This is a genomic window from Bacteroides sp. OF04-15BH, assembly GCF_003477995.1.
Classification (GTDB): domain Bacteria; phylum Bacteroidota; class Bacteroidia; order Bacteroidales; family Bacteroidaceae; genus Paraprevotella.
In genome coordinates, this window is record NZ_QUEM01000013.1 from 46,168 (window position 1) to 70,545 (window position 24,378).

15 protein-coding genes are annotated in these 24,378 nt (G+C 41.9%); 14 read left to right on the forward strand and 1 reads right to left on the reverse strand.

What is annotated here, in order from left to right; all coding sequences use genetic code 11:
- Nucleotides 1-41 precede the first annotated feature (41 nt).
- From DXA74_RS07595 to DXA74_RS07625, 7 genes are all read left to right on the forward strand, one after another.
- Entirely contained in the window at nucleotides 42-1,382 is a 1,341-nt protein-coding gene (locus tag DXA74_RS07595; RefSeq protein WP_118526289.1) for a TolC family protein, read from the forward strand.
- Nucleotides 1,367-2,617, forward strand: a complete 1,251-nt coding sequence (locus tag DXA74_RS07600; RefSeq protein WP_118526291.1) for an efflux RND transporter periplasmic adaptor subunit — start codon at nucleotides 1,367-1,369, stop codon at nucleotides 2,615-2,617. The genes DXA74_RS07595 and DXA74_RS07600 overlap by 16 nt, the downstream gene beginning before the upstream one ends.
- A gap of 50 nt (nucleotides 2,618-2,667) precedes the next feature.
- Entirely contained in the window at nucleotides 2,668-3,348 is a 681-nt protein-coding gene (locus DXA74_RS07605) for an ABC transporter ATP-binding protein (RefSeq protein WP_118526293.1), read from the forward strand.
- A 37-nt stretch (nucleotides 3,349-3,385) separates the two neighbouring features.
- Nucleotides 3,386-5,731: an ABC transporter permease gene (locus DXA74_RS07610; protein WP_118526295.1), complete on the forward strand. Its 2,346-nt coding sequence runs from the start codon at nucleotides 3,386-3,388 to the stop codon at nucleotides 5,729-5,731.
- 24 nt (nucleotides 5,732-5,755) lie between these two features.
- Nucleotides 5,756-6,763: a GIN domain-containing protein gene (locus DXA74_RS07615; protein ID WP_118526297.1), complete on the forward strand. Its 1,008-nt coding sequence runs from the start codon at nucleotides 5,756-5,758 to the stop codon at nucleotides 6,761-6,763.
- 142 nt (nucleotides 6,764-6,905) lie between these two features.
- A complete protein-coding gene (locus DXA74_RS07620) occupies nucleotides 6,906-8,324 on the forward strand; it encodes a sulfatase (protein WP_118526299.1) in 1,419 nt (472 codons plus the stop codon).
- A 130-nt stretch (nucleotides 8,325-8,454) separates the two neighbouring features.
- Nucleotides 8,455-10,365, forward strand: coding sequence for an AAA domain-containing protein (locus tag DXA74_RS07625; RefSeq protein WP_118526301.1), 1,911 nt, complete (start codon nucleotides 8,455-8,457; stop codon nucleotides 10,363-10,365).
- 475 nt (nucleotides 10,366-10,840) lie between these two features.
- On the opposite strand, the gene DXA74_RS07635 is transcribed toward DXA74_RS07625, so the two are convergent.
- A complete protein-coding gene (locus tag DXA74_RS07635) occupies nucleotides 10,841-14,797 on the reverse strand; it encodes an NACHT domain-containing NTPase (RefSeq protein ID WP_118526305.1) in 3,957 nt (1,318 codons plus the stop codon).
- 171 nt (nucleotides 14,798-14,968) lie between these two features.
- Between DXA74_RS07635 and DXA74_RS07640 the strand changes: the two genes are divergently transcribed.
- The 7 genes from DXA74_RS07640 to DXA74_RS07670 are packed head-to-tail and all read left to right on the forward strand — an operon-like array spanning nucleotide 14,969 to nucleotide 24,322.
- Nucleotides 14,969-15,211, forward strand: a complete 243-nt coding sequence (locus DXA74_RS07640; protein WP_005646253.1) for a helix-turn-helix transcriptional regulator — start codon at nucleotides 14,969-14,971, stop codon at nucleotides 15,209-15,211.
- Between the two features lie 14 nt (nucleotides 15,212-15,225).
- On the forward strand, nucleotides 15,226-17,073 hold the full coding sequence (locus DXA74_RS07645) for a site-specific DNA-methyltransferase (RefSeq protein WP_118526307.1): 1,848 nt from the start codon (nucleotides 15,226-15,228) through the stop codon (nucleotides 17,071-17,073).
- Entirely contained in the window at nucleotides 17,070-18,155 is a 1,086-nt protein-coding gene (locus tag DXA74_RS07650) for a virulence RhuM family protein (RefSeq protein WP_118526309.1), read from the forward strand. The genes DXA74_RS07645 and DXA74_RS07650 overlap by 4 nt, the downstream gene beginning before the upstream one ends.
- Nucleotides 18,152-20,497, forward strand: a complete 2,346-nt coding sequence (locus DXA74_RS07655; RefSeq protein ID WP_118526311.1) for a DEAD/DEAH box helicase — start codon at nucleotides 18,152-18,154, stop codon at nucleotides 20,495-20,497. The genes DXA74_RS07650 and DXA74_RS07655 overlap by 4 nt, the downstream gene beginning before the upstream one ends.
- A 5-nt stretch (nucleotides 20,498-20,502) precedes the next feature.
- The gene (locus DXA74_RS07660) at nucleotides 20,503-20,721 is read left to right on the forward strand and encodes a DNA modification system-associated small protein (RefSeq protein ID WP_118526313.1); all 219 of its coding nucleotides are present in this window, start codon (nucleotides 20,503-20,505) and stop codon (nucleotides 20,719-20,721) included.
- An 8-nt stretch (nucleotides 20,722-20,729) separates the two neighbouring features.
- Nucleotides 20,730-22,730: an AAA family ATPase gene (locus tag DXA74_RS07665; protein WP_118526315.1), complete on the forward strand. Its 2,001-nt coding sequence runs from the start codon at nucleotides 20,730-20,732 to the stop codon at nucleotides 22,728-22,730.
- A gap of 5 nt (nucleotides 22,731-22,735) precedes the next feature.
- The gene (locus DXA74_RS07670) at nucleotides 22,736-24,322 is read left to right on the forward strand and encodes an ATP-binding protein (protein WP_118526317.1); all 1,587 of its coding nucleotides are present in this window, start codon (nucleotides 22,736-22,738) and stop codon (nucleotides 24,320-24,322) included.
- Nucleotides 24,323-24,378 lie beyond the last annotated feature (56 nt).

Sequence of the window (24,378 nt, forward strand, 5' to 3'; positions counted from 1 at the left end):
GAGCCGTATCTTTGAACTGAAAACTTAAAACAAGAAACACCATGTCTAAACGAAACCTTATCGGATTCATCTGGCTTCTGCTGACCGGAAACATCCAGGCACAGGAAACTTCCGGCACAGTCTGGAGCATAGAACAGTGCATGGATTACGCTGTGGAGCATAACCATCAGGTACGGCAACAAGTCTATAATCTGAATGACTACCAATCGCAACGCACCCGTTCTATCGGCTCTTTCCTGCCCTATGTAAGCAGTTATATCAATGTGCAAAACAATTTCGGACGTGCCATCGACCCACAGACCAATACATACACCGATGTCAGCACCTTCTCCAACGGATACAGTCTTTCCGCTTCCCTCTCCATTTTTGAAGGATTCCGCCGTCTGCACCAGCTCCGTATGGCCAAAGCCCAGATCCTTTCCGGCAAACAGGCTCTTCAGATGCAAAAAGAGAATGTGGCACTGAATGTGCTGAAAGCCTATCTGGATGCCATTTACTATCAGGAAACACTCCGCATTGCCCGTCGGAAACTGGAACAGAGCAAGGCTCTGCTTCATCAGACCCAGGTGATGATGGAGGTAGGACGGAAAGGAGAAGCGGAATGGAAACAGATGCAGGCCAGTCTGGCCGCCGACGAATTTGAAACAACGCATCAGCAAAACCTGCTCGACCAGGCTTTGCTGACTCTGAAAAGAGAAATGAATTATCCCACCGGCGACCCGCTGATTCTTGTTTCCTCTGCCGACTGGCACTGTGAAGCCCGCTCCGCATCTACCGACTCCATATACCAATATGCCCGAAACACACAGCCTAAAATCCTTCAGGCCCAGACCGCACTGAAGATGGCCGAATACAATCTGAAAACAGCCAAGGCAGACCTTTACCCTTCGCTGTCGTTGAATGCCGGCGTATCTTCCTCATTCTTCAAGAACATGAATGATAAAAACGCCAGAGCCTTTCAGGAACAGATGCGGAACAATGCCGGTCAATATCTCTCGGCCACACTTTCCATTCCTCTGTTTAACCGGACAAACACTCTGTCTTCCATTCGGGAAAGACGGAACAGACTGGAGCAGGCCAAGGAAAATCTGGAATACGAGCAGCAGGAACTGCAACGGCTGATTACGGAAATTGTGGCCGACTGGGAGAACGCATATCAGGAAATCAAGAAGATGGAACAGAAAGTAGAGGCCGACAGCATTTCCGCAGAAATCACCATCCGTAAATGGGAAGAAGGATTAGCCTCTCCCATCGATGTCCAGACCGTTACGGTCGCCCTTCTTCAGAGTCAGGCACAGCAGTTGCAATGTCGCCTGAACCTATACTATAACACCCGATTGTTGAACTATTATCAAGGAAACGCCTTATGGACCGAAAAATAAAAAAAACAAATCCTGTTTACCGTTATCTTCTTTATGGCGCCGCTGCCGTCGCCCTGATTACCGGCCTGATGTGGCTGGTGCTCGGCAGCCAGACACAGGCAGTAAAAGCTTCCAAGAAGCAACAGACCATCAGCAGGGTAACCCGAGGACTTTTTAAAGACTACGTACGACTCAACGGACAGGTGGTGCCCATTCAGGTGGTGCAGGTATCTCCGGAGGAAGGCGGCATTGTCCGCGAGAAGATCATCGAAGAAGGAAGCAAAGTGAAAAAAGGAGACATCATCCTGAAATTGAGCAACAGCAATCTGGATTTGCAGATTCTCAATGCGGAAGCGGAACTGGCCGAAAAGCAGAATCTGCTTCGGAACACCCAGATCACCATGCAGCAGGATCTGCTGAACAACCGTACGGAACGGATCTCGCTCGACATGGATGTGCGGCGCAAAAAGAGAAACTATGAACAGAACAAACGGCTGTATCACGAAAAACTGATCAGCCGGGAGGAATATCTGCAAAGTGAGGAGGACTATGAACTGGCACGGAAAAAACACGGACTCATCTCGCAAAGACTGAAGCAGGACAGCATTTACCGCTCGGCACAAATGGAACAGATGGAAGAGAATCTGGCCAACATGCGGCAAAACGTGCTCATGGTGCGCGAACGCCGCGAAAAGCTGAATGTGCGCTCCAGCATTGACGGCGAACTCGGTCTGCTGGATGTGGAACTCGGACAAAGCATCGGAGCCGGAGAAAAGATCGGCCAGATCAACGATCTGTCGGACTTCAAGGTGGAAGCGCTTCTGGATGAACATTACATTGACCGGGTACGGACGGGACTGACGGCCACCTTCATACGCGATGAAAAGACCTACCGTTTACGCATCCGCAAAGTATATCCAGAGGTGCGGGATGGACGGTTCCGCATAGATATGGTCTTTGTCGGCGCACATCCGGACAAAATCCGTAGCGGACAGACCTACAACCTGAACCTGGAATTAGGAAAGTCGGAGCAGGCGCTTCTGATTCCCAAAGGAACCTTCTTCCAGACCACCGGCGGAAAATGGATCTTTGTTCTGGATAAAAACGGAGAAAAAGCCTATAGGCGCCCTATCCGCATTGGACGCCAGAACCCGCAATACTATGAAGTGACCGAAGGTCTGGAACCCGGCGAGGAAGTGATCACCAGTGGATATGAGGCATTCAAAAACAATGAAATTGTGCTGCTGACCGAATAAGAGGAAATATAAGGAAACATTATAAATTTGTATCATAAAAACGAAACATCATGATTAGAATTGAGAATCTTACCAAAATCTTCCGTACAGAAGAAGTAGAAACCGTGGCCCTCAATGGAGTCAGCCTCGAAGTAAAGGACGGAGAGTTTGTTGCCATTATGGGACCAAGCGGATGCGGTAAATCCACCCTCCTGAATATATTAGGACTTCTGGACAATCCCAATGAAGGAGAATACTGGCTGGGCGAAGAAGAAGTAAGCAAGCTGAAAGAAAAAGACAGAACCCAATACCGCAAGGGACGCATCGGATTTGTGTTCCAAAGCTTCAACCTGATCGAGGAACTCACTGTAGAAGAGAACATCGAACTGCAGCTGAAATACCTCGGGGTGTCCAAAGCCGAACGCAAACAACGCACACTGGACATCCTGCGCAAGGTGAACCTGAGCCATAGAGCCAAGCACTATCCGCAGCAACTTTCCGGAGGACAGCAACAGCGGGTGGCCATTGCCCGGGCCGTGGTGGGGAATCCGCAACTGATTCTGGCAGACGAGCCCACCGGTAATCTGGATTCAAAAAACGGAAAGGAAGTGATGGAACTCCTGAGCCAGCTGAACAACGAAGGAAGCACCATCGTGATGGTGACACACTCACAGCACGATGCCACATACGCAAAACGGATCATCAACATGTTCGACGGACAGATTGTGGAACAGATCAACGGACTACTTTAACCCATAACAAAAACAACAACGCAACCCTAAGAGAATCATGAAAGCGCTATTTTATTATCTGCGCCGCTATAAAACGGCCACACTGCTCCATCTGCTCGGACTGAGCATGGCTTTGGCGGCTTTCTACCTGTTCATGACACAGGTGGAATACAACAACACCTTCAACCATAGTCTGAAAGATTATCAGCGGACCTATCGGGTGGAATCTAGGGAAGATTCGAAATGGTACCCCAGCCTGCCGGCTCCACTGAAAGAATTATGGGGGCAGATTCCTCATATAGAAGAAATAACCTTGAACATGTGTGGAGCAGTACCTTTAAATATCAAAGTCGGAGAAAATTTATTTCAGACGGGACTTTCCACCATTGATAAAAATACTCTGGATTTTTGGGGGATCCATCTGCTTCCGGGCTCCAACAGCTGGAAGGAACAACCCGACGGTTATATTATCAGTGAAAGTCTGGCCCGACAGATTTTCGGAACGGAAAATCCCGTAGGTAAAAAGTTCGCCATTCCGCAATGGAATAGTGAAAACCTGACCATTATCGGAGTATGTCAGGATTTTGCAGAGAATTGTTCTTTCGAAAACGGACTGTTCCGGTGTTATCAAGAGAATTGGTTCCAAAGTATGACCGAATGGAACAACGAGATTTATCTGCGCCTGGACAATCCCGAAAACAAGGAACAGGCGGAAAAGGAAATCGGGAAGCTATATAAAGAACGCTTTGGAGAAGAAACAAAATTACAGTTCCGGCTCATCCCGATGGACCGCGCCTACTTTGAAGGAAGTGCCTATGCTGATAAAGGAAACGAATCACTTGTCTATGTGCTACAGGCAGCCTCAATCTTTATTCTAATTATCGGCCTACTCAACTTTACCAACTTCTCACTGGCACAGACTCCGGTGCGCATGCGCAGCATCAATACCCGTAAAGTGATGGGAAGCACAACCGCCAGCCTGCGTTTGGGAATGATTCTGGAAAATGTATTCTGGTCGGTCGTTGCTCTGATTGGTGCCACCCTGCTGATTCTCCTCTTCCAGAAAAGTCCGGAATGCATGAAACTGGTTTCCGGAAACATCAGTTTCCAGACACACGGAGGGCTGGTTTGCATCACTCTGTTCGCCACTTTGGGAATAGGAGTCCTGTCCGCATTGTTCTCTTCCTGGTATGCCACATCTTTTCCACCGGCACTCGTACTGAAAGGCTCGTTCGGATTGTCACCACGAGGAAAGATGCTGCGCTGGACCATGCTTACCGTGCAGTTTATTGTGGCCTTTGTCATGACTCTGTATGTACTGGTCATGACCGGACAGACTCATTATATTTTCAACGCCGACTACGGCTTCAACAAAGACGAAGTACTCTATGCACAGCTTCCGTATGAAGCCCTGAGCAAGAAAGATTATCTGAGGCAGGAAATCACCAAACTTCCATTCGCAGAAAACTGCAGTTTTGCCGAACCCGTATTAGGCAGTACCGACGGATATATGAGTTGGGGACGCGGAAGCGGAGAACACAATCTGTCATTTTTTGCCCTGTGTGTAGACGAGCATTTTCTGAAAACCATGAATATAAAGATTGTGGAAGGAAGAGATTTCAATCAGCACGACCGCCAAGGAGCCTACATCCTCAACCGGGCCATGATTCAGAAATATCCCTGGATCAAACTGGAACAGCCCATCGGGCTGGATATTGAAGGTTGGGGAAGCGAAGAGAGCCATTATCCGGTAGTAGGCATCTGCGAGAATTATAAACTCACCTCCATGCGCAACGACAACAATACCATTCCAGCCGCGTTTATCATCATGAGTCCCGATATGACGGTCAACTGGGGCGACCGCAATAAAAATGTCTTTGTACGCATCACCGACGGATACGACAAACTGGAAGCCAAGAAGCAGTTGGAGCAACTGATCAAGCAGCTGAACACGGAAGAGACGTGCGAGTTCCGATTCCTGGACGAGGATCTGCAAATAACCTATGAAGAAGAATTCCGGTTCATTGCCCAGGTAAAATTATTTGCTTTCATCTGTATCTTCATCACGCTCATCGGTGTGTTCTGCCTCACGCTCTTTGAAACGGAATACAGGAGAAAGGAAATAGCCATCCGAAAGATTATGGGCAGCACGGTGCACGAGGTGCTTCTGCTCTTTGCCGGACGCTATCTGGTTCCCCTGCTTGCAGCCTTCGTGATTGCCGCCCCGATCGGTTACTATATCAGCACAAAGTGGTTGCAGAATTTTGCCGAGCACACCCCGATATACTGGTGGTTCTTCCCATTGGCCTTTCTGATGGTCAGCATCGTGGTACTCTTAACCGTTGTCTTGCAAAGCGGACGTGTTGCCACAGAGAATCCCGTGAACAGTATTAAAACAGAATAAATAAACAACCAAACAACAAACATCATGAAAACAATTCGAATTTTAGCCGGAATATTCATGCTCTCAGTAAGTCTCAACGCCTGTGCACAGTCTCAGACCGTACAAAACAACCTGCAGTACAACCATATGATCGGAAGCGGAAGCAGCGTTAACCGCTCGGTATTTTACGCCAGCAGCAAGTATATCACCCAAAAGTTAGATGCAGAAAACCTGAAGAGAATCGACATCACTTCCATCGTGCTTCGTGTCACACCAACCGACAAAAACGAGGTATCACTCCGTATACCGGAAAACCTCGCCGATCTGATCCAAACAGAAATAAACGATGACAGGCTGTATCTCAAATTCAAGGATAATGTGGAAGTTCATTACAACGATATTGAGCTTATTCTCCCCTACCGTTATTTGGAGGAAATCCAGATCATCGGCTCGGGCAGCATATATCTCAGTAAAGAAATGAGTACGAATCATCTGACGGTATCCATTTCCGGCAGCGGCAGTTTCAAGGCTCCCGGCCTGAAATGCGACCAGAAGTTGAGCATGAACATAGCCGGTTCCGGGACTATGTCTTGCTCCCATATTCAAGCCGAAAGTCTGGAATGGAGAATAAGCGGATCGGGAAATATCAGCAGTTCTCAGATAGACTCTAAGGAATGTAAAATAAGCATTGCCGGTTCGGGAAATATATCCTGCCCCAAAGTAGAGTCGGAAAAATGCGATGTCAGTATTGCCGGTTCGGGAAACATCCATATTGCAGGAATCCAGACGAAGGAGCTGGCCGGAGCAGTAGCCGGTACCGGTATCCTGCGATTGGAAGGAGAAGCCCGGAAGGCAAACTATCAGTTCGCCGGATTCGGAGAGCTTCATGCAGAGAACTGTATCGTCCAGGAAGTAACCGCGAAATGTATCAACGGTGAAATCTACTGCCGGGCCGAACAGACGCTTTATTGCGAAATAGAACATCATGGAAAAGTATTCTATAAAGGCCAACCCAACGTGACCTATTCCAAAGATGCGCCTCAGAAATTCTAAGCAGCAAATTCACAGGCAGTCAAGAAACCGTTTCGATTTCTTGACTGCTTTTTTTAAAAACAGCCCCGAATACAGTGACTGATATCAAATAAATCCATATTTTTGCCTTAGAATGAATACACCTTTATAAAACGAAAAAGAAATGAACCTTAAATTCCCTCTTCTGGCTCTGGCAGGCTTGCTTCCTTCCGGCCAGACCCTTGCTAAAGACCACACCAATTTCATTATTATCTTAATGGACGACATGGGATATGGCGATCTGGAAATAAACGGTGCCATAGATTATCACACTCCCAACTTCAACCGTCTGGCTCATCAGGGCATGCTTTTCACTCATTATTATGCACCACAAGCCGTCAGCGGCGCATCACGGGCCGGACTACTGACCGGTTGTTACCCGAACAGAATCAATCTCTCGGGGGCTCCTTTCCCTGGAGCTAACTATGGAATTAATCCGAACGAAACAACGATGGCAGAAATGCTAAAGGATCAAGGTTACCGGTGCGCCATATTCGGAAAATGGCATTTAGGAGATCATCCTGATTTCCTTCCCCTGAAGCACGGTTTCGATGAATTTTATGGCATCCCCTACTCAAACGATATGTGGCCGGGCCATCCTTCCATCAAATTTCCAGATCTGCCCTTAATCGAAGGAGACAGCATCATCGCCCATAATCCGGACCAGAACCGTTTTACCCAGGATCTGACCAAGCGGGCTGTCCGTTTCATTGAGCAGAACCGAAAAAAACCGTTTTTCCTGTATCTGGCCCACCCGATGCCTCACGTTCCGTTAGCCGTATCCCCCCAGTTCCGGGGAAAAAGCAAACAGGGGCTTTATGGCGATGTGATGATGGAACTGGACTGGAGCCTGGGAGAAATTCTAAACACACTGCGCTCCGAACGATTGGAGAAAAACACGCTGGTGATTGTCATTTCCGACAACGGCCCCTGGCTGAACTATGGTAACCACAGCGGCAACACCGGAGGACTGCGGGAAGGAAAAGGAACAAGTTTTGAAGGAGGGCAACGAGTGCCCTGCCTGATGTACTGGAAGAATCACATCAAACCCGGCAGCGTGTGCAACCGTCTTGTTTCCGGCATCGACCTGTTTCCCACCATTGCAGCTCTGGCACAAGCCAAACTTCCGGAACATAAAATAGATGGAGTCGATATCACGCCCCTCTTGCAGTCTGTTCCCGATGCCAATCCCCGAACCTCGTTCCTTTATTATTATCGGAATAACGATCTGGAAGCGGTTACCGACGGAAGATATAAACTGGTATTCCCACACAAATACCGCACCTACGAGCAATATCTGCCGGGAAATGACGGTAAGCCGGGAAGAGTAAACGAGTTCTACCCTCTAAAGGAAAAAATGCTCTTTGACCTGCGACTTGATCCGGGAGAGCGGTACAACATCATCAAGCAGCATCCGGATATTGTCAAGAAGCTGGAAGCCATCGCAGACAATGCCCGGCAGGACTTAGGTGACGACCTGACCGGAGTCAAAGGAACGGGAACACGACCTATAGGCAGGGTGAAGGCGGAGAAGAAACAATGAACCATCTACAGAAAACACCTTTTAAAAAGGTTTTAAAACCCGTTTAAAGGGAAGCCGGTTTTCCGAAAAATCCTCGTATCTTTGCAGCCGGAAAAGAAATTCAAACACTCTAAAAAGAATCAGAAACCGGATGCCGCAATCAAGCATATTGGAAATCCAGAAACAGCGCCAGCTGCTGGAACTGGAATACGAAAACGAAAAGCAGCAGTTTCAGAACCAGACCGAAGTGCGGGGCATTGAACGCAGTGTCCGTCAGGGACTGTGCTGGTATCCCATCAAAACGGGACGCAGCTATTACAACTCGCTCAACCAGTTTGTCATCGAACTGGAACGCACGGCCAACGAAGATCTGGAGCATCAGTTCGAACCGGGCAAACCCGTGTGCTTCTTCACACAGGACGCTTCGGGCGTGTCGCGCAAAGGCAGTGACACCGACGGCAAACTGCGCCATTTCAAATTCTTCGGTCAGGTAAGTTTTGTGGAAGAGAACCGCATGGTGGTAGCTCTGCCGGGGCCGGAAGTGGCCGATGCCTTGCAGAGCGCCTGGCGGTTGGGCGTACACCTGTCCATCGATGAAACCACCTATCGGCTGATGTTCGAAGCTCTGGACCGTGTGATGCGCGCCACCAGCGGACGGCTGGCCGACCTGCGTGAAATCTTCCACGGCAACCGTAAGGAAGAGCAGTTCAGCTTTCAGTCCCTGCGCTTTCCGTGGCTCAACAGCACACAGGAAGCAGCCGTAAACAAGGTACTGCGGGCCAAGGATGTGGCCATCGTTCACGGACCTCCGGGCACGGGAAAGACCACCACACTTGTGGAGGCCATCTACGAAACCCTGCACCGCGAGAGTCAGGTGCTGGTGTGCGCCCAAAGCAATATGGCCGTGGACTGGATTGCCGAGAAACTGGCCGACCGTGGTGTACCCGTGCTGCGTATCGGCAACCCGTTGCGTGTGACCGACCGTATGCTGGCATGCACCTACGAACGGCGCTTCGAAAGCCATCCGCACTACACCCAGCTGTGGTCCATCCGCAAGGGCATCCGCGACCTCTATGCCCAGAAGAAACACGGTTCCGATGCCCTGCATCAGAAAATAGCCCGCCTGAAAGAACGTGCTACCGAACTGGAAATCGCCATCAACGAGGACCTCTTCAACGAGGCACGTGTCATCGCCTGCACCCTGGCCGGAAGTGCCAACCGGGCACTGATCGGCAAGAAGTTCTCTACCCTCTTCATCGACGAAGCCGCCCAGGCACTGGAACCGGCCTGCTGGATTGCCTTGCAGAAAGCCGGACGCGTCATTCTGGCCGGCGACCATCAGCAGTTGCCTCCCACCGTAAAGTCGCTTCAGGCCTTGCAGGGCGGATTGGGCAAAACGCTGATGCAGACCATCGTGGAGCGTCGTCCCGAAGCGGTGTCGCTGCTGGAGATTCAGTATCGCATGAACGAGGAAATCATGCGTTTCTCCAGCGACTGGTTTTATCAGGGCCGACTCAAGAGCGCGCCCGAAGTGAAGTATCGTGGCATTCTGGATTGGGACATCGCCATGGAGTGGTTTGACACCGATCCCGAAGGGGATGCGGACTGCGGCGAGCTGACCGACGGCATGAGCCGGAGCAACCCGAAGGAGGCGGAACAGACTCTGGACATTCTGAAACGCTATCTGGAGAAAATCGGCAAGGAACGGATTCTGGAGGAGCGGATAGACATCGGTCTGATCTCTCCCTATAAGGGACAGGTCATCCTGCTGCGCCGCATGGTGCGCCGTGACGCATTCTTCAAGCCCTACCGCCATCTGATCAGCATCAACACGGTGGACGGTTTTCAGGGGCAGGAACGGGATGTGATTGTCATCAGTATGGTGCGCGCCAACGAGCAGGGTAACATCGGTTTTCTGAGTGACCTGCGCCGCATGAATGTGGCCATCACCCGTGCCCGCATGAAACTGATTCTGGTGGGCAACCGCGAGACGCTTTGTCACAGTGCCTTCTACCGCAAACTGTATGAGTACACGGAGGGATTGAAGGAAATGACAATCTGACAATTTGATTTCCAAAGCGCCTGAGTTTTCTGTTTTTGCAGACGGATAACATAGCGTTGCAGAAAAATAAAGTTTCAGAAAACATATAACCTTATAAGATTCTGGATAACAGGAAAATATTATCAGAAATCATTTTCCCACAGAACCTTGAAATAGAAGAAACAGAGGAGCAAAACATAGCATATCCAGCCATTTTTGAACTTTATTCTGATGATTTTTCAAAACCACCACGGTGAAAGTTACTGTTTACCGTGGTGGTTTCAGACAATTCCCGTGGTCGTTCAGCGTGACGACCACGGGAATTTTTGTATAAAACCTGCATATATGCAGATTTTATACGAGTTTCTTAGGAATATTTATTCGTTTATACATCCCGATTTCGCAAAATCAAAAAGATTATGGTCAATAAAAAAGGCTTTTTCCTTTCAAAATGAAAGAGGAAAAAGTGTTTACATATTTTTTGACAATGTCTGAGTTAGCTTTTTATTCTTTTTTGTAATCCAGTTTCAACGCCACTGCTACATTTACAATCTGTCAGAAAGACTTTAGTATGGTGTAAATCTTTGTATTCCTCTTTTAATTCATCGAATTTAGAAGAATCTCCACCCTTGTGAACATCAAATACCCAAAATACAGACAAGCAAGGATTGGTTGCATTAATATATTGAATAAACTTTTCCTTATATTCATGACGTTTATTATCTTGTTGAATTTCATTATTATGAAGTAATTTAAGTTCTATCATAATCGGTTTGCATAAACCATATCGAAAGAGAAGATCTGTACGTTTATTATCTTGATGAGTAACTTCTCTGTCTACTCGAACAGTAGCTTCTAACCCCATTTGACAACACTTGTTGATAATGGTGTTTTTCAACTCTCTTTGAATGAAATCTTCATTTAATAAATCCTGGCGAACTAATGCATATATACCTTGGTCTTGTATCTCTTTTTGTACTTCGCAATAGATTTGGGTAAAATAACGCCTTAAATCACCATCATTCCGAATACTTAAATGTGAATCTTCAATACATTTGTTATATCGTTTGACAGCCTTACCTATGTTTGTTTTTTCATTTTTCAGAAACCGCATTTCAGCATCATTCATGATATTCGTAGCCAAATAACTAACATTTTTCTTATTAAGTTCTTCAACTTTTTCTCTTAACATTGAGATATAATGTATTTTATTTAAATCTACAAAAAAATGGTATATCTGATTAAGAAGATAATATGCATATTGCTGAGTCTTTGAATTTACACATAAATTTAGTCCGAAATCAAATAGATTAAGCATTTGTTCGGCTAAAGCCTCATTTTCTTTTATTCTCATGAAGCACCTGAACATATACGGCTTTGTGCTTATTATTTCTGCTTCTTCTTGTGAAATTGGACGAAATTCTCCTGTTTCATTATGAGATGATCTTATAACATTATTTTTTAAATAATTAATTCGCCAAGTAATAGCCTCAGAATCTTGAAACTTTTCAATCATTATTTCATTACATTGCATTTTTACACTTGTAATACTTTCATCTTCAAGTAAACCAAACAATTTTTTGTATCTGCCTATATCCCAACCATAGTTGCCATTTGATATGATATCTAATGCCTTGGCTGCAGCTATACTATGATCAAGGTCTGTATGTTCAATATATTGTTCTACATACTCTTCCAGTTTATAATATAATGCATCTATACCGTAATCGCTGATACAAGTACATATATCATCAGGACTAATATTCATAAAATCATCTTTTCTCTCCTGCCACCATTTAACTACTTGATCTTTCTCTTCATCACTGATATCTTCAATAACAGACTTGTATATTTCTTTTATTTCGTTGGCATCATAATATCTCGTAATACAGATGTTTGGTAATGTTTTAATCAAAATGATTCTATATTTATTTAGTAAATCAAGAAAACCCAAACGATATAGAACTTTTATAAAAGCAGGTATTTTAAGCAAAGGCCGAGGTAATGTGAACGAATTCGATGCATTTCTTTTTAATATCATTTGATCTAAATCAAGTTCTTCGAAAAATGCTTTGATAACTTCTATCAAAGGTTGAGGATCTTGTCCTTTCACAAATTCAGTATTGTCGGACAATTTAAATGCAATTTCATATTTATCAGATATTAATACTTCTGGATCTGAAAGATTTTCATAAATCTTAATAAGTTGTTGATCATGATAATTTACTTTCCTACCCTCTGTTTTTGGGGATTCTTTGTCCCATCGTTCAAATGTATCGGCATAACGTTCTATATACTCTGCAATAGAAGCTTTCTTATCTTTATTATTCCTGATTTTGTTAATGAGATTAATAAGAATGCCATCTATACGCCAATCCTCTATTTTAGCTTCTAATAATGAGTTATTTAATGAAGCTATAAGTTCAATATCAATAAGTCCCTCATCAAAACGTCGAAATAAATCTTCTAAATCCCAAATCCTCTCGATGTTCGTAAGAAACAATTTTCCAGTAGTTTTATCAAGTAGTATTTGTTTAATAATTGCATTAATCTCGCTATGAGCAGTATATGATTGATTGGATATAAAACTCGCTATAATTCTCGTGATTAGTTCCTTACTTTCAGCATTCCCTTTCCAGGCAATATCAAATTGTTGCTTTAAGTGCAATTCATAAAATACAATCAATGATCCTTTTTTATTAAAAAACTCATATAGCTTTCCGTCTTCTATAATTCTGCTGTATGCATAAATCAATGTGGAAAGATCTTCTATATTTAAGATGGCATTTATCGCATAAGGGTTCCTTATATAACAATCATTCAACCAACAATCAACGACACAAATATCTGCAATTCTCATATCTCCTGTTACTTCACAATACTTTTCTTTTAGGTTGTTAGTAAAGCCACTATAAGATGCTGATAATCGTATAAGTTCGTTTGCACATTTAAGTGCACTATACAAATTTAAAGCCGCAAGTTTTTTTTCGTTATCGTCAGTTTTTATTAAGTCATTTGCTGTTTGTCTCCAATAATTATAAATGTCCTCACTTTGTTTTTTCGCTTCAACAATTGCATCAAGAGTAACAGTAACATTAGATAATTGTATTTTGTTGAGTTTGTCATGTGGCAATCTTATTTGACTATCACAATTTGTTGTATAGCATTCTTGTAACAAATTACTCATAGAACTTTGCCACATGATATATGCAGGTACACGTTGATAATGCTCAAAGATCATTGAAAACAGTTCTTCTTTCTGCTGAATTGACAGAACGGAAGGATCAACGTATTTTAATAGATTTTCGAATGCCCCATTCTCCAAATTTGATTCGTATGATATAATGAGTTTGAAAACATTGATAAAAGTGTGAATCTTATCTTCCGAATATGATATGTGGGGGATTACATCATACCAATTAGGATATATATGTTTCAGTTCTTTATGTACAGCAACATCATAAAGTACACTTTCTATATTATCTTGCCTACATAATTCCTTTGCTGCAAGATATTCTTGCAGTTCAGTGTTTTCAAATTGTAATGTTCCATCCGTATCCTTCAATATACGACTCTCAAAATACAATAAATCAAAATTGGCAATGAACATCTGCGTCATATTGCCTTTTATTCCGTCAAGTATGGTGTATAACTCATCTTTTGAAATTTGGTCTTTTCTGCTAATCTCCATAACGAATGCCACTTTCTCCAGAACTCTCTGAAGAAGGATTCTTATACTTTCTGTATTTTGTATTCTTTTATGAGCTTCTATAACAGCCTTTATTGAACTGGCAATCATATATTCAAATAATTCACCAATATTTAAGCACTCCCTTTTTTGCTTGATATATTCCAGTAAAAATGTCAAATATCTGGGAATAGTTATGAGTTCTTTTAATTTAGGGCTTTTATTTATATTTTCTAGTGTGACTTTAGAGCAGTTACAGTTGTCGCTACTTATAACGTTCATTACATTTCTTTCGTTTAGTCTGCATATTTCGATGAATGTTAAATGATTACAATCCGCAAAATGTTGTGCATAAGAAGCTACATAATGTTTTCTGCAAGTGAACAGCACCTTAACTTTTGGATTTTCTTTCTTATAATGCTTGATTGATTGCAGTACATTGTAGAATGAATATCCTTCAACTTCATCTAAAGCATCTATGATACAATATTCATTCTCTTTTGGGGTTGATAAAGCTGTAAATTTAGAAGCTTTACAAAAAAATGGTTTTGGCAAAATCCTCTCTTTAACTTCATCAAGCAATCTACTTTTACCAATGCCTGGTTCTCCTACAATACAAACAAAGTTTTCTTTAAGTACATCATTTATTGACAGATTATTTTCATTAAACAATGAATGATGACTGTTATTCTCTAACAGATCATCAATATTCTGATATTTTACAAATTGTGGTATTATATAGTTTAATTTATTTTCTGATGCCATAATATTAATCTTTCAAAAGTTATTATACAAAAGTAACAAAAGGTTCTTATTGCAGGAAGCTATTCCAAATAATATTGAACTAATTCGCAATTTATATTGCAAATAGTCCTATTGAAATGATGAAAAATAGACAGGCTTTCTTATCTTTGCATAGAACGAAAGAAAATCCTTATGGAAAAAGAAAAAGACATAAACCGCATCAAGGTTGTGCTTGTGGAGAAGAAGCGAACCAACAAATGGTTGGCCGAACAATTGGGCAAAGACCCTGCTACGGTATCAAAATGGTGTACCAACACCTCACAACCCGGACTGGAAACGCTGCTAGAGATTGCACGTGTTCTGGATGTAGATATTAAAGAACTGCTGAACTCTACACGTGACGATGTTCAGTTAGTCAGAATTCAAAAACAGTAAAGTCAAGTAATGTTATGAACAGTAATGATAGAGCCCATCTTATAAAACGTATCAACACTTTAAAAGGATTGACCGATAAGGAACGTAGTGCCCTGTTAGGTTTGTTACGCGAAAATAAAACTTATGGTTTGGTATGGGAAGATAAGCCAGAGGACGTAGAAGAACGTCTTCGCGATGAACTGCCCATCTTGACAGAGGTGCCGGAACGTGCCATAATTAGTAATGATAAAAATGCCCCTAACCATATTCTGATTGAAGGAGATAACTTGGAAGCTCTTGCTACCTTGGCTTATACACATGAAGGGAAAATCGATGTAATCTATATCGATCCTCCATATAATACAGGAAATAAAGATTTTATCTATAATGACAGTTATGTGGATAAGGAAGATTCTTATCGTCATTCCAAGTGGTTGTCGTTTATGAGTCGCCGTTTGAAAATTGCCAAGAAGTTGTTGTCTGATCGTGGCATTGTTTTTATTTCTATTGATGATAATGAGCAGGCACAATTAAAATTACTATGTGATAATATATTTGGTAATAGTAATTTTATAACGAACATTATTTGGCAATCTACAGCAGGATCAAACACAGGTAATGAAATAGTTACAACAACAGAATATGTCTTAGTTTATACTTCTAATAGGACTAATGCACATTTTGATGGACAACCTCCGGTTGATGACACTTTTAAATTTAGTGATAAACATGTCAACGAAAGAGGTAAATACACATTAGATAAATTAGATCGTAGACGAGTAGGTGGACATTATTCTGAAGCATTGAATTTTCCTATAGAAATGCCCGATGGTTCTATGCGTTATCCGGGCGGTGGTTCAAACCAGAATCCCGGATGGAATTATTTATGGAGTAAATCTAAAATAAAATGGGGTATAGAAAATGATTTTATTGTCTTTAAAAAGAATTCAAAAGACTGGGCCGTATATTGCAAACGTTATCAAAATGTAGATAATAAAGGGAAATTTATAGAACGAACTACGCCATATAGAAATTTAGTTACATCAGATTTATTTAATACAGCCCAAGGGACAGCGGAAATTGCGAATATTTTTAATTCAAGGCCATTTGCATTTCCGAAGCCATCAGTATTTGTTAAATTTTTACTTTCAACTTCAGTAACAACATTAAATAATGCTATCATATTAGATTTCTTTGCAGGAAGTGGTACCACCCTTCATGCTACTATGCAACTGAATGCAGAAGACGGAGGTCATCGCCAATGTATTCTTGTTACGAATAATGAAAACAACATCTGTGAAGAAGTTACTTACGAACGAAACAGACGAGTGATTCAAGGTTATACCAGTGCAAAAGGTGAAGAAATACCCGGTTTGACAAAGAACAATCTCCGCTATTACCGTACCGGATTTGTTGGACGCAGTCGTTCCATGCAGAATATGCGAAAACTGGTTAATCTTGCTACAGATATGCTTTGTATTAAGGAAGACCTTTATACGGAGCAAAATACCTTTGGAGGGCAGAAGACCTATAAAAATGTTTTCCGCTATTTCGATGATGGAAAAAAGCAGATGCTTATTATTTATCGTGAAGAATCTATCGATGAGTTGGTTGATATAATCTATGAACTGGATATAACCCAACCAATAAAGGTTTATGTGTTCTCACCCAGTGAAGATCCTTGGGAAGGTTCGTTTGATGATGTCAGTGATAAGGTGGAACTATGCGCTCTGCCACAAGCCATCTACAATACTTACCGAAGAATCCTGCCCAAGAAAAAGGATGCCGTCATTGTGCCGGAAGATGATGTTCTGGCAACCACTCAAAAAGATAAAGACCTGTTTGATGGAATGTTGAACTTTACAGATGAAGAGGAAGCATGAAAGAGCAGCAGGATAAGAATAAAAAGAAAAAAGAGCAAGTAAGTGTACGCAGCAGCGCAGCAGAATACTTGAACTATGTGGCATGCGTAGGAAATGATGAACAGCAGATAGAAATACGCTATGAAGATGAAAACATCTGGCTCACTCAGAAACTGATGGCAGCGCTATATGGTGTAGAAGTACATACCATTAATTATCATATCAAAAAAATATTTGCAGACAATGAATTGCAGGAAGATTCAGTTATTCGAAAATTTCGAATAACTGCCCCGGATGGGAAACAGTATAACGCAAATCATTATTCATTGGAAATGATTATTGCTGTAGGTTTTAAGGTTAACTCGGAAAAAGCCGTGCAATTCAGAAAGTGGGTAAATGGAGTAGCAAAAGAGTACACTATTAAAGGATGGGTAATGGACTCGGAAAGGCTGAAACGAGGGACATTTCTTACCGATAAATATTTTGATGAGCAATTGGAACGTATCCGTGAGATACGCGCCAGTGAGCGTTTGTTCTATCAAAAAATAACGGATTTATATGCGACTGCCGTAGACTACGACAAGACAGCATTGGCTACACGACGTTTTTATGCTACAGTACAGAATAAGATGCACTATGCTGTTCATGGACATACTGCAGCGGAACTCATTGTAGAACGTGCGGATGCTACAAAAGAACACATGGGATTGACTACATGGGCTGATGCCCCTGACGGGAAAATACGAAAAAGCGATGTGGTGATAGCGAAAAATTATTTGTCAGATACGGAAATGGGACAACTTCAACGTATGGTTACTGCTTATCTGGACTTTGCAGAATCAATGACTTTGCGTCACATTCCTCTGACAATGGCCGACTGGGAACAGCGTTTGAACAGTTTTATCAATCTCTTTGAATATGGTCTTCTTAATGATGCCGGACGTGTGACTGCTGAAATTGCACGTCTACATGCAGAAACGGAATTTGAAAAGTACAGAATCATACAGGATCAGTTATTTTTATCAGACTATGACCGTTTTCTGCTGGAGGTGAAAGAGATAGAAAAGAAAAACTTGGAGAATAAAAAAGGAAGAAAACAATGAAAAATATAACATACCAACAGAATGCTGTCAATGAGCTGACCGATAAAACAATCCGTTTGTTAAACCTTGGTGGCAAACGACATAAAATTGTATTTGAAGCGCCAACCGGTGCGGGAAAAACGGTCATGACTTGTCAGACTTTGGCAAATATAACCGATGAGTTGAAAGCACGTGGTGACAGCCGTTATCAGGAAGTTGCCTATATCTGGTTCGCACCTCGGAAACTTCATCTGCAAAGTTATGCCAGCCTAAAGAATGCTTTTGGCGAAACACGGAAACTTCGGCCTGTAATGTTTGACGAGATTGACCAAAGTGAAGGCATACAACCCGGAGAAATATTATTTGTCAACTGGGAAAGCGTGAACAAAGAAAGTAATGTCATGGTACGCGAAAGCGAAAGCTTTGCTTCTTTGTATGAAATTGCACGACGGACACAAGAAGAGTACGATTTGCCCATTGTTGCCATCATAGATGAGGAACACATGTTCTGGTCAAAGACGGCTGATAAATCGGCAGCGGTGCTGGAACGTATCAATCCTGCTGTAGAATTGCGTATTTCAGCCACTCCCAAAACACTTCATCCTGATGAAAAAGTAAAAGTTTATCGACAGGATGTTATTGCTGCTGAAATGATTAAGAAAGAAGTAGTGCTGAATCCGGATATAGAACTGGATTTCAGTGAAGAACGTACACTTAATCAAAATCTGATTAAAGCGGCATTGGCAAAACGTAATCAGTTGGCAGAGCTTTATCAGGAATTGGGCATCAAAATCAATCCCCTATTGCTTATCCAGCTGCCCAACGATGTGAAGGAATCCATGACTTCAGAAGACCAGGCTATCGCAGAACAAGTGAAAACCTATTTGGAAGCCATTTGTGGAATAACAGCCGAAAATGGATTATTGGCCGTATGGCTCGCCAACGAAAAAGAGAATCTAGCCGGACTGGAACGTCCCGATAATATGACGCAAGTATTGCTATTCAAAGAAGCAATTGCTTTGGGTTGGGACTGCCCTCGTGCAGCTGTACTGCTAATCTTCAGAAAATTGCAAAGCGATCAGTTTACCATACAGACCGTAGGACGTATTCTGAGAATGCCGGAACAGAAACACTATCCGAAAGAACAGCTTAATATCGGTTATGTTTATACCGATATTGCGAAAGATAAGATTCAGATTGTCACAGCAGATTCCGACTATATCTTGAAAAATACGATTACGGCGTGCAGACGTGAAAATCTTGAGAATATATCTCTGCCCGCTTACTATTCAGAACGTCCTAATGTGGAACGAAATTATTTGGGACCCGATTTCAAAAAGACATTGTATGAAGTGGCTGATGAATTCTGGAAGCTGGAAAGAGGTGCCGGATTGTTTTCTATCGCCGAATTGGCCGCTTTAAGAAACGATAATGATGAATTTACTCCGTTGCCGGAAAGTGATGATGATTTAGTAAATGAAAACAGAAGGCGAGTAAAAAATTCAATTCGTTTGGATGTCAAGACAATCAATGTGGAGATTCCGAAGGATGTGCACTTCCAGAATGAAGAACAGATATTGAAGGTAGATCAAGTACGCTTTGCCCGTAAAGCATCTGAAATAGACCGTGTATTTATGACATATATAAGTGGTAAGGGACATCAATTTGAAAGTAAAGGTAGAGCTGATAAAATAGCCAATTATCTGCTTGAAATGCTTGCCGACTATTTTGGAATCTTCGATACTGATGCCAAGAAGGTCATTCTTTATTATGATAACAGACCCAAATTTGACCGTTTGCTGGACACGGCCTTAGAAACATACGCCCGCAAAAGAGAACGAGCAAAGAAAAGATCTGCGACGGCCAGAGAATTGAAACAATACAACTGGGAAGTTCCGGAAGAAAGAGTCTATGACAGTGAAACCAACCATATTGAGACTGCAAAGAATCATGCTTTGCTGCCATTCGTGCAACTTAACGGAGCATCCAATCCGGAGAAGGAATTTGTGAAATACTTGGAAGGACATTCACAATGGATTGACTGGTGGTATAAGAATGGGGATAAAGGGAAACAACATTATGCCATTGCTTACGGAAAATCTTTATTTTATGTTGATTTCGTTATCCGTATGAAGAATGGACATGTATATCTTTTCGATACGAAAAGTGCCGGAAGTGATGTAACTGCTCCGGAGAAACATAATGCCTTATTGCAATATATCCAAGAACATTCAACTAAAGATACACCTCTTTATGGAGGAGTTATCATTCAAGATGGAAGTAACTGGCTATATTCCAAACTACCGATTGAGAATACGACTGATTTGTTAAACTGGGATGCTTTTTATCCTGAAAACGCATAAAGATTATGGCTAAAGGTATAGATCAGAAATTTGTTCATTACGGCATCCGCAAAGATGATTTAGCTATGATAGAAGCAATCTGTGAAGCGGAAGGTATAGATTTTGACTGGTTAAGCGAAGATATTCTGAAGGCCTATCATGCCAAAAAGGTTGATGTGATAGAAATGAGTGATAATGAAACGGAAGACATCATCCGTAATGCAATCCAAAAAATACGTCAATAAATACGATTATGCTGATACAGAGAATTAAAATAAGCAATTATAAGACTTACTTGTCACTTGATCTGGATTTGACAGTCGATGATGATCGCCCGATTATTTTGATTGGCGGTGCAAATGGTGGCGGTAAGACTACTTTATTCGAGGCCATAAGCGGAGCTCTTTATGGTTTGAAAATTGAAAACAAAGAGCATTTCATGGAATTGCTCAATCAGGGAGCCTTAAACACAGCCAAACCTGAGATTTCCTTACAGATAACATTTGTAGGGAAAGTACTCGGCCAGCAACAGAAATACATATTAAAGCGTGTTTATCAATTGAATCCGCAAGGAAAACCATTAGAAAGCGTATCGCTGAACATGAATGGGAACATGTATGTTTACGGTACGATGACTGCTCCCAAAGACCGGGTTAAAGCGGAGCAGGAAATCAATAAAATCATCAAAGCCAATCTGCCTCAGGAACTGAGTCAGTATTTCCTGTTTGATGCAATGCAATCGAGTGAATTGCTGAAGAAAAATGTATTCGCCCAAACCATTCGTGATAATTTCGAGAATGTATTGGGCTTCAAAAAATATCTTCAGTTGAAGCGTGCCGCTGAAAAGCTACAACAGGAATGGGCACAGCAACGTCTTGAAGCAGAAAAAGAAGCACAGGAATATAATGAACTATGCGCACAAAAAGACAAACTGACCGCAGACTTAAATACATGTATCGCAGAACAAGATACAAAATATAAGTATCTTGCGTCGGTAGAAGTGGAATATAAACGGGCAAAAGACGGTGCCCAGGAAGCATCTGCCCTCAACAAGAAGATACAGGAGCTTACCAGTAAAATTGACGATATTGTAAAGCGTGCAGCAACTTATGCAGAGGATTTGAAATCATTCGTTGACAACATAGAAATTGATTTATTCTTACCTAAATTAGCTTCGAACCTGGCACAAGAAATCAATAATATCCTGCACATAAAGGAACAACTTCAGAAAGAGAATACAGGTGCCTACCCGTTGGAGACATTGAAAGATGTGACAAACAAAATTATAACTTACTTAAAAGATTTGTCACTATGCAGTGAATCTGTGGATGAAGAACAGGTTGTATCTCATATTGTAGCTATCCAAAATAGCACTAATAAAGAAGATCCTTTTGGCTATCTTGACGAAGCGGAAGTAACCGCTTTATCTAACTTGGTAAAACGAACTGGCTCCAACCAGTTCATTGCACTTGACCGCCAGCGTCAGGAACTGGAATTTCAACTTTCCACGTTGGATAACTTACGTTCACAAAAACAGACCTTGGAACAAACACAAGCCGGTGGAAACGAATATCTAATTCAAAATTATGAAGCCGCTCAAAAGCAGATTGAGAAACTGAAAAATCAGGAAGCGACACTAAAAGCAGACATCCAACGTCTTGAGAAACGGATCCATCAGTTTGACGTACAAATTCAGCAAGAACCTGATATTAAATTCGACACTTTGGTCAAGCTCAAGCCTCTCTTTGAGAAGATTGCAGACAGTTTGCTGAAGAAGAAAAAAGCGCAGATTGAAAGTGAAATGCAGCAGCAACTTAACAAGTTACTGGTTTCATACAAAGATCATGTAGCCAAAGTCGAGTTGTCCGACAGCATTGAACAATTCAACATAAAGCTCTATCATACTGCCGGAAATGAGATTTCATTGAATCAGCTTAATGCCGCATCCAAGCAAATCTTTATCCAAGTTTTATTGAAAGTATTACGGAACTTGGGAGATTATAATCCACCTGTAATGATTGATACAGTAATGGGTGTTCTTGACAATGAAAGTCGTGATGCCTTGATGGAAGAATATTTTCCACAATTGGCAGAACAAACTATTTTGCTTTGTACGACCTCTGAAATCAGAACAGACAGCGACTACATCAAATTGGAACCGTTTATCTCCAAAACCTATACACTTCATCGCAATGTAGAAGCACAGAATACTACGGTTGAAGACGGTTATTTTGGTTTAACTCTTAATCAGTAAAAGAAATGAGCATCATAAATTTTTCAAATACGCGCCAGATGGAAGGATTGTTTGATGCAATCAATCCAATCAAGGAACTGATTGAATCAAAAATCAATCTTTCCAGAACGGCTGATCGGGAGAAACGCATAAACTTGAATCAGAATAAGGTAATGCGTATCTGCTTCATCGTGGGACTAAGTTTGCCCACAAAGCGTTCCATAGATGATTACAAGGATATACAATTGTCTGTGTCATCCATACGAATTACTCCCAGTTTTTTCACAATGCACGATTTGAGTACCTTATATTCGGCATTGTTAAAACTAAGATACGCAAACTTGAACATTGATTGGACTCAGAACGCTACCCTTTCTCGAATTATCGCAGCAGAAATGCTTCGTGGGCGTGACTATCTGATGGCTGACAACAATCTGGATTCCTTCTTATACGCAATGAACAATAAAGTAGCCATGGCAAAAGATATTCCAGTCCTGAATCTTCTGATTGGAAACTATGGTGATGAAGAAATGGAAGCGACATTGGATATAAACAGTCGTTCCATTACCAACTCACAGATTATCATTGCGGGAGCTACAGGTTCCGGAAAGACCAATTTACTGGCAGTCTTGATTCAGCAATTCAGAATGTTATCCACAGAATCACAATATCCCGTGAATTTCCTTTTGTTTGATTACAAAGGAGAGTTCAGCGATATACAGAATAACCATTGGTTATCTCTCTTCGATGTGGACCGTTCTTGTATTCTGGATCCATTGACACAGCCATTGCCTTTTACTCCATTTAAGGATTTCACTGGGCGCTCTATCAATGAAATCAATCTGTACTCTACTGAAATGTCTTCTGCCTTATGTTCAATAGACAGAGTTACGACAAGCGCAAATATGAATAATAGATTGAGTGAAGCCATTGTCGATGCCTATAAATCGACAAATGGAGCCCCGATTTCATTTGAATTGATGCTGAAATATTATCAATTAAAAATGAAAGATGCGAATAATGATGACAGTATCTCTTCTGTTTTAAAGAACCTAATCAAAGCGCATATTTTTGAATCAGAAGATAAGGTTTCTTTGATTGATGACAGCTACATCATTAAGATGGATGGATATCCCAAAGATGGACCTATTGCCAAAGCTATTGTATATTTCCTGATGTCTAAACTTAATAACATTTATGAGCTACTGGATAAACAGGCAGTGAATGATGAAGTAGTACAAATACGTCATTTCTCTATTATTGATGAAGCTCACTATATGCTTGACTTTGATAATCGCCCTCTACGTAATCTAATTGCTGTAGGCCGAAATAAAGGTCTGAGTATTATCCTTGCTACTCAGAATATGAGCAGTTTCAAATCTAAGGGTTTTGATTTTTATGCCAATGCACAATACCCACTTATTATGAAACAGCAGACCATTGACGATAAGGTCATCAAAGACTTGTTTGGCGTGAGTGGTCAAGAACTTCAAGAAATCAGGACAGCAATAGCAGGGCTTCAAAAAGGTGAACTTATTATAAAAGACCAAATGGCTTTTGCCCTTGGTATGGGAAACAAGTACAAGAAAATTAATGTGACACATTTAATCTAAAAAGCAAGGAATATAGCATATCCTTAATCCACACATTTTTTGATGATCAGTTAATA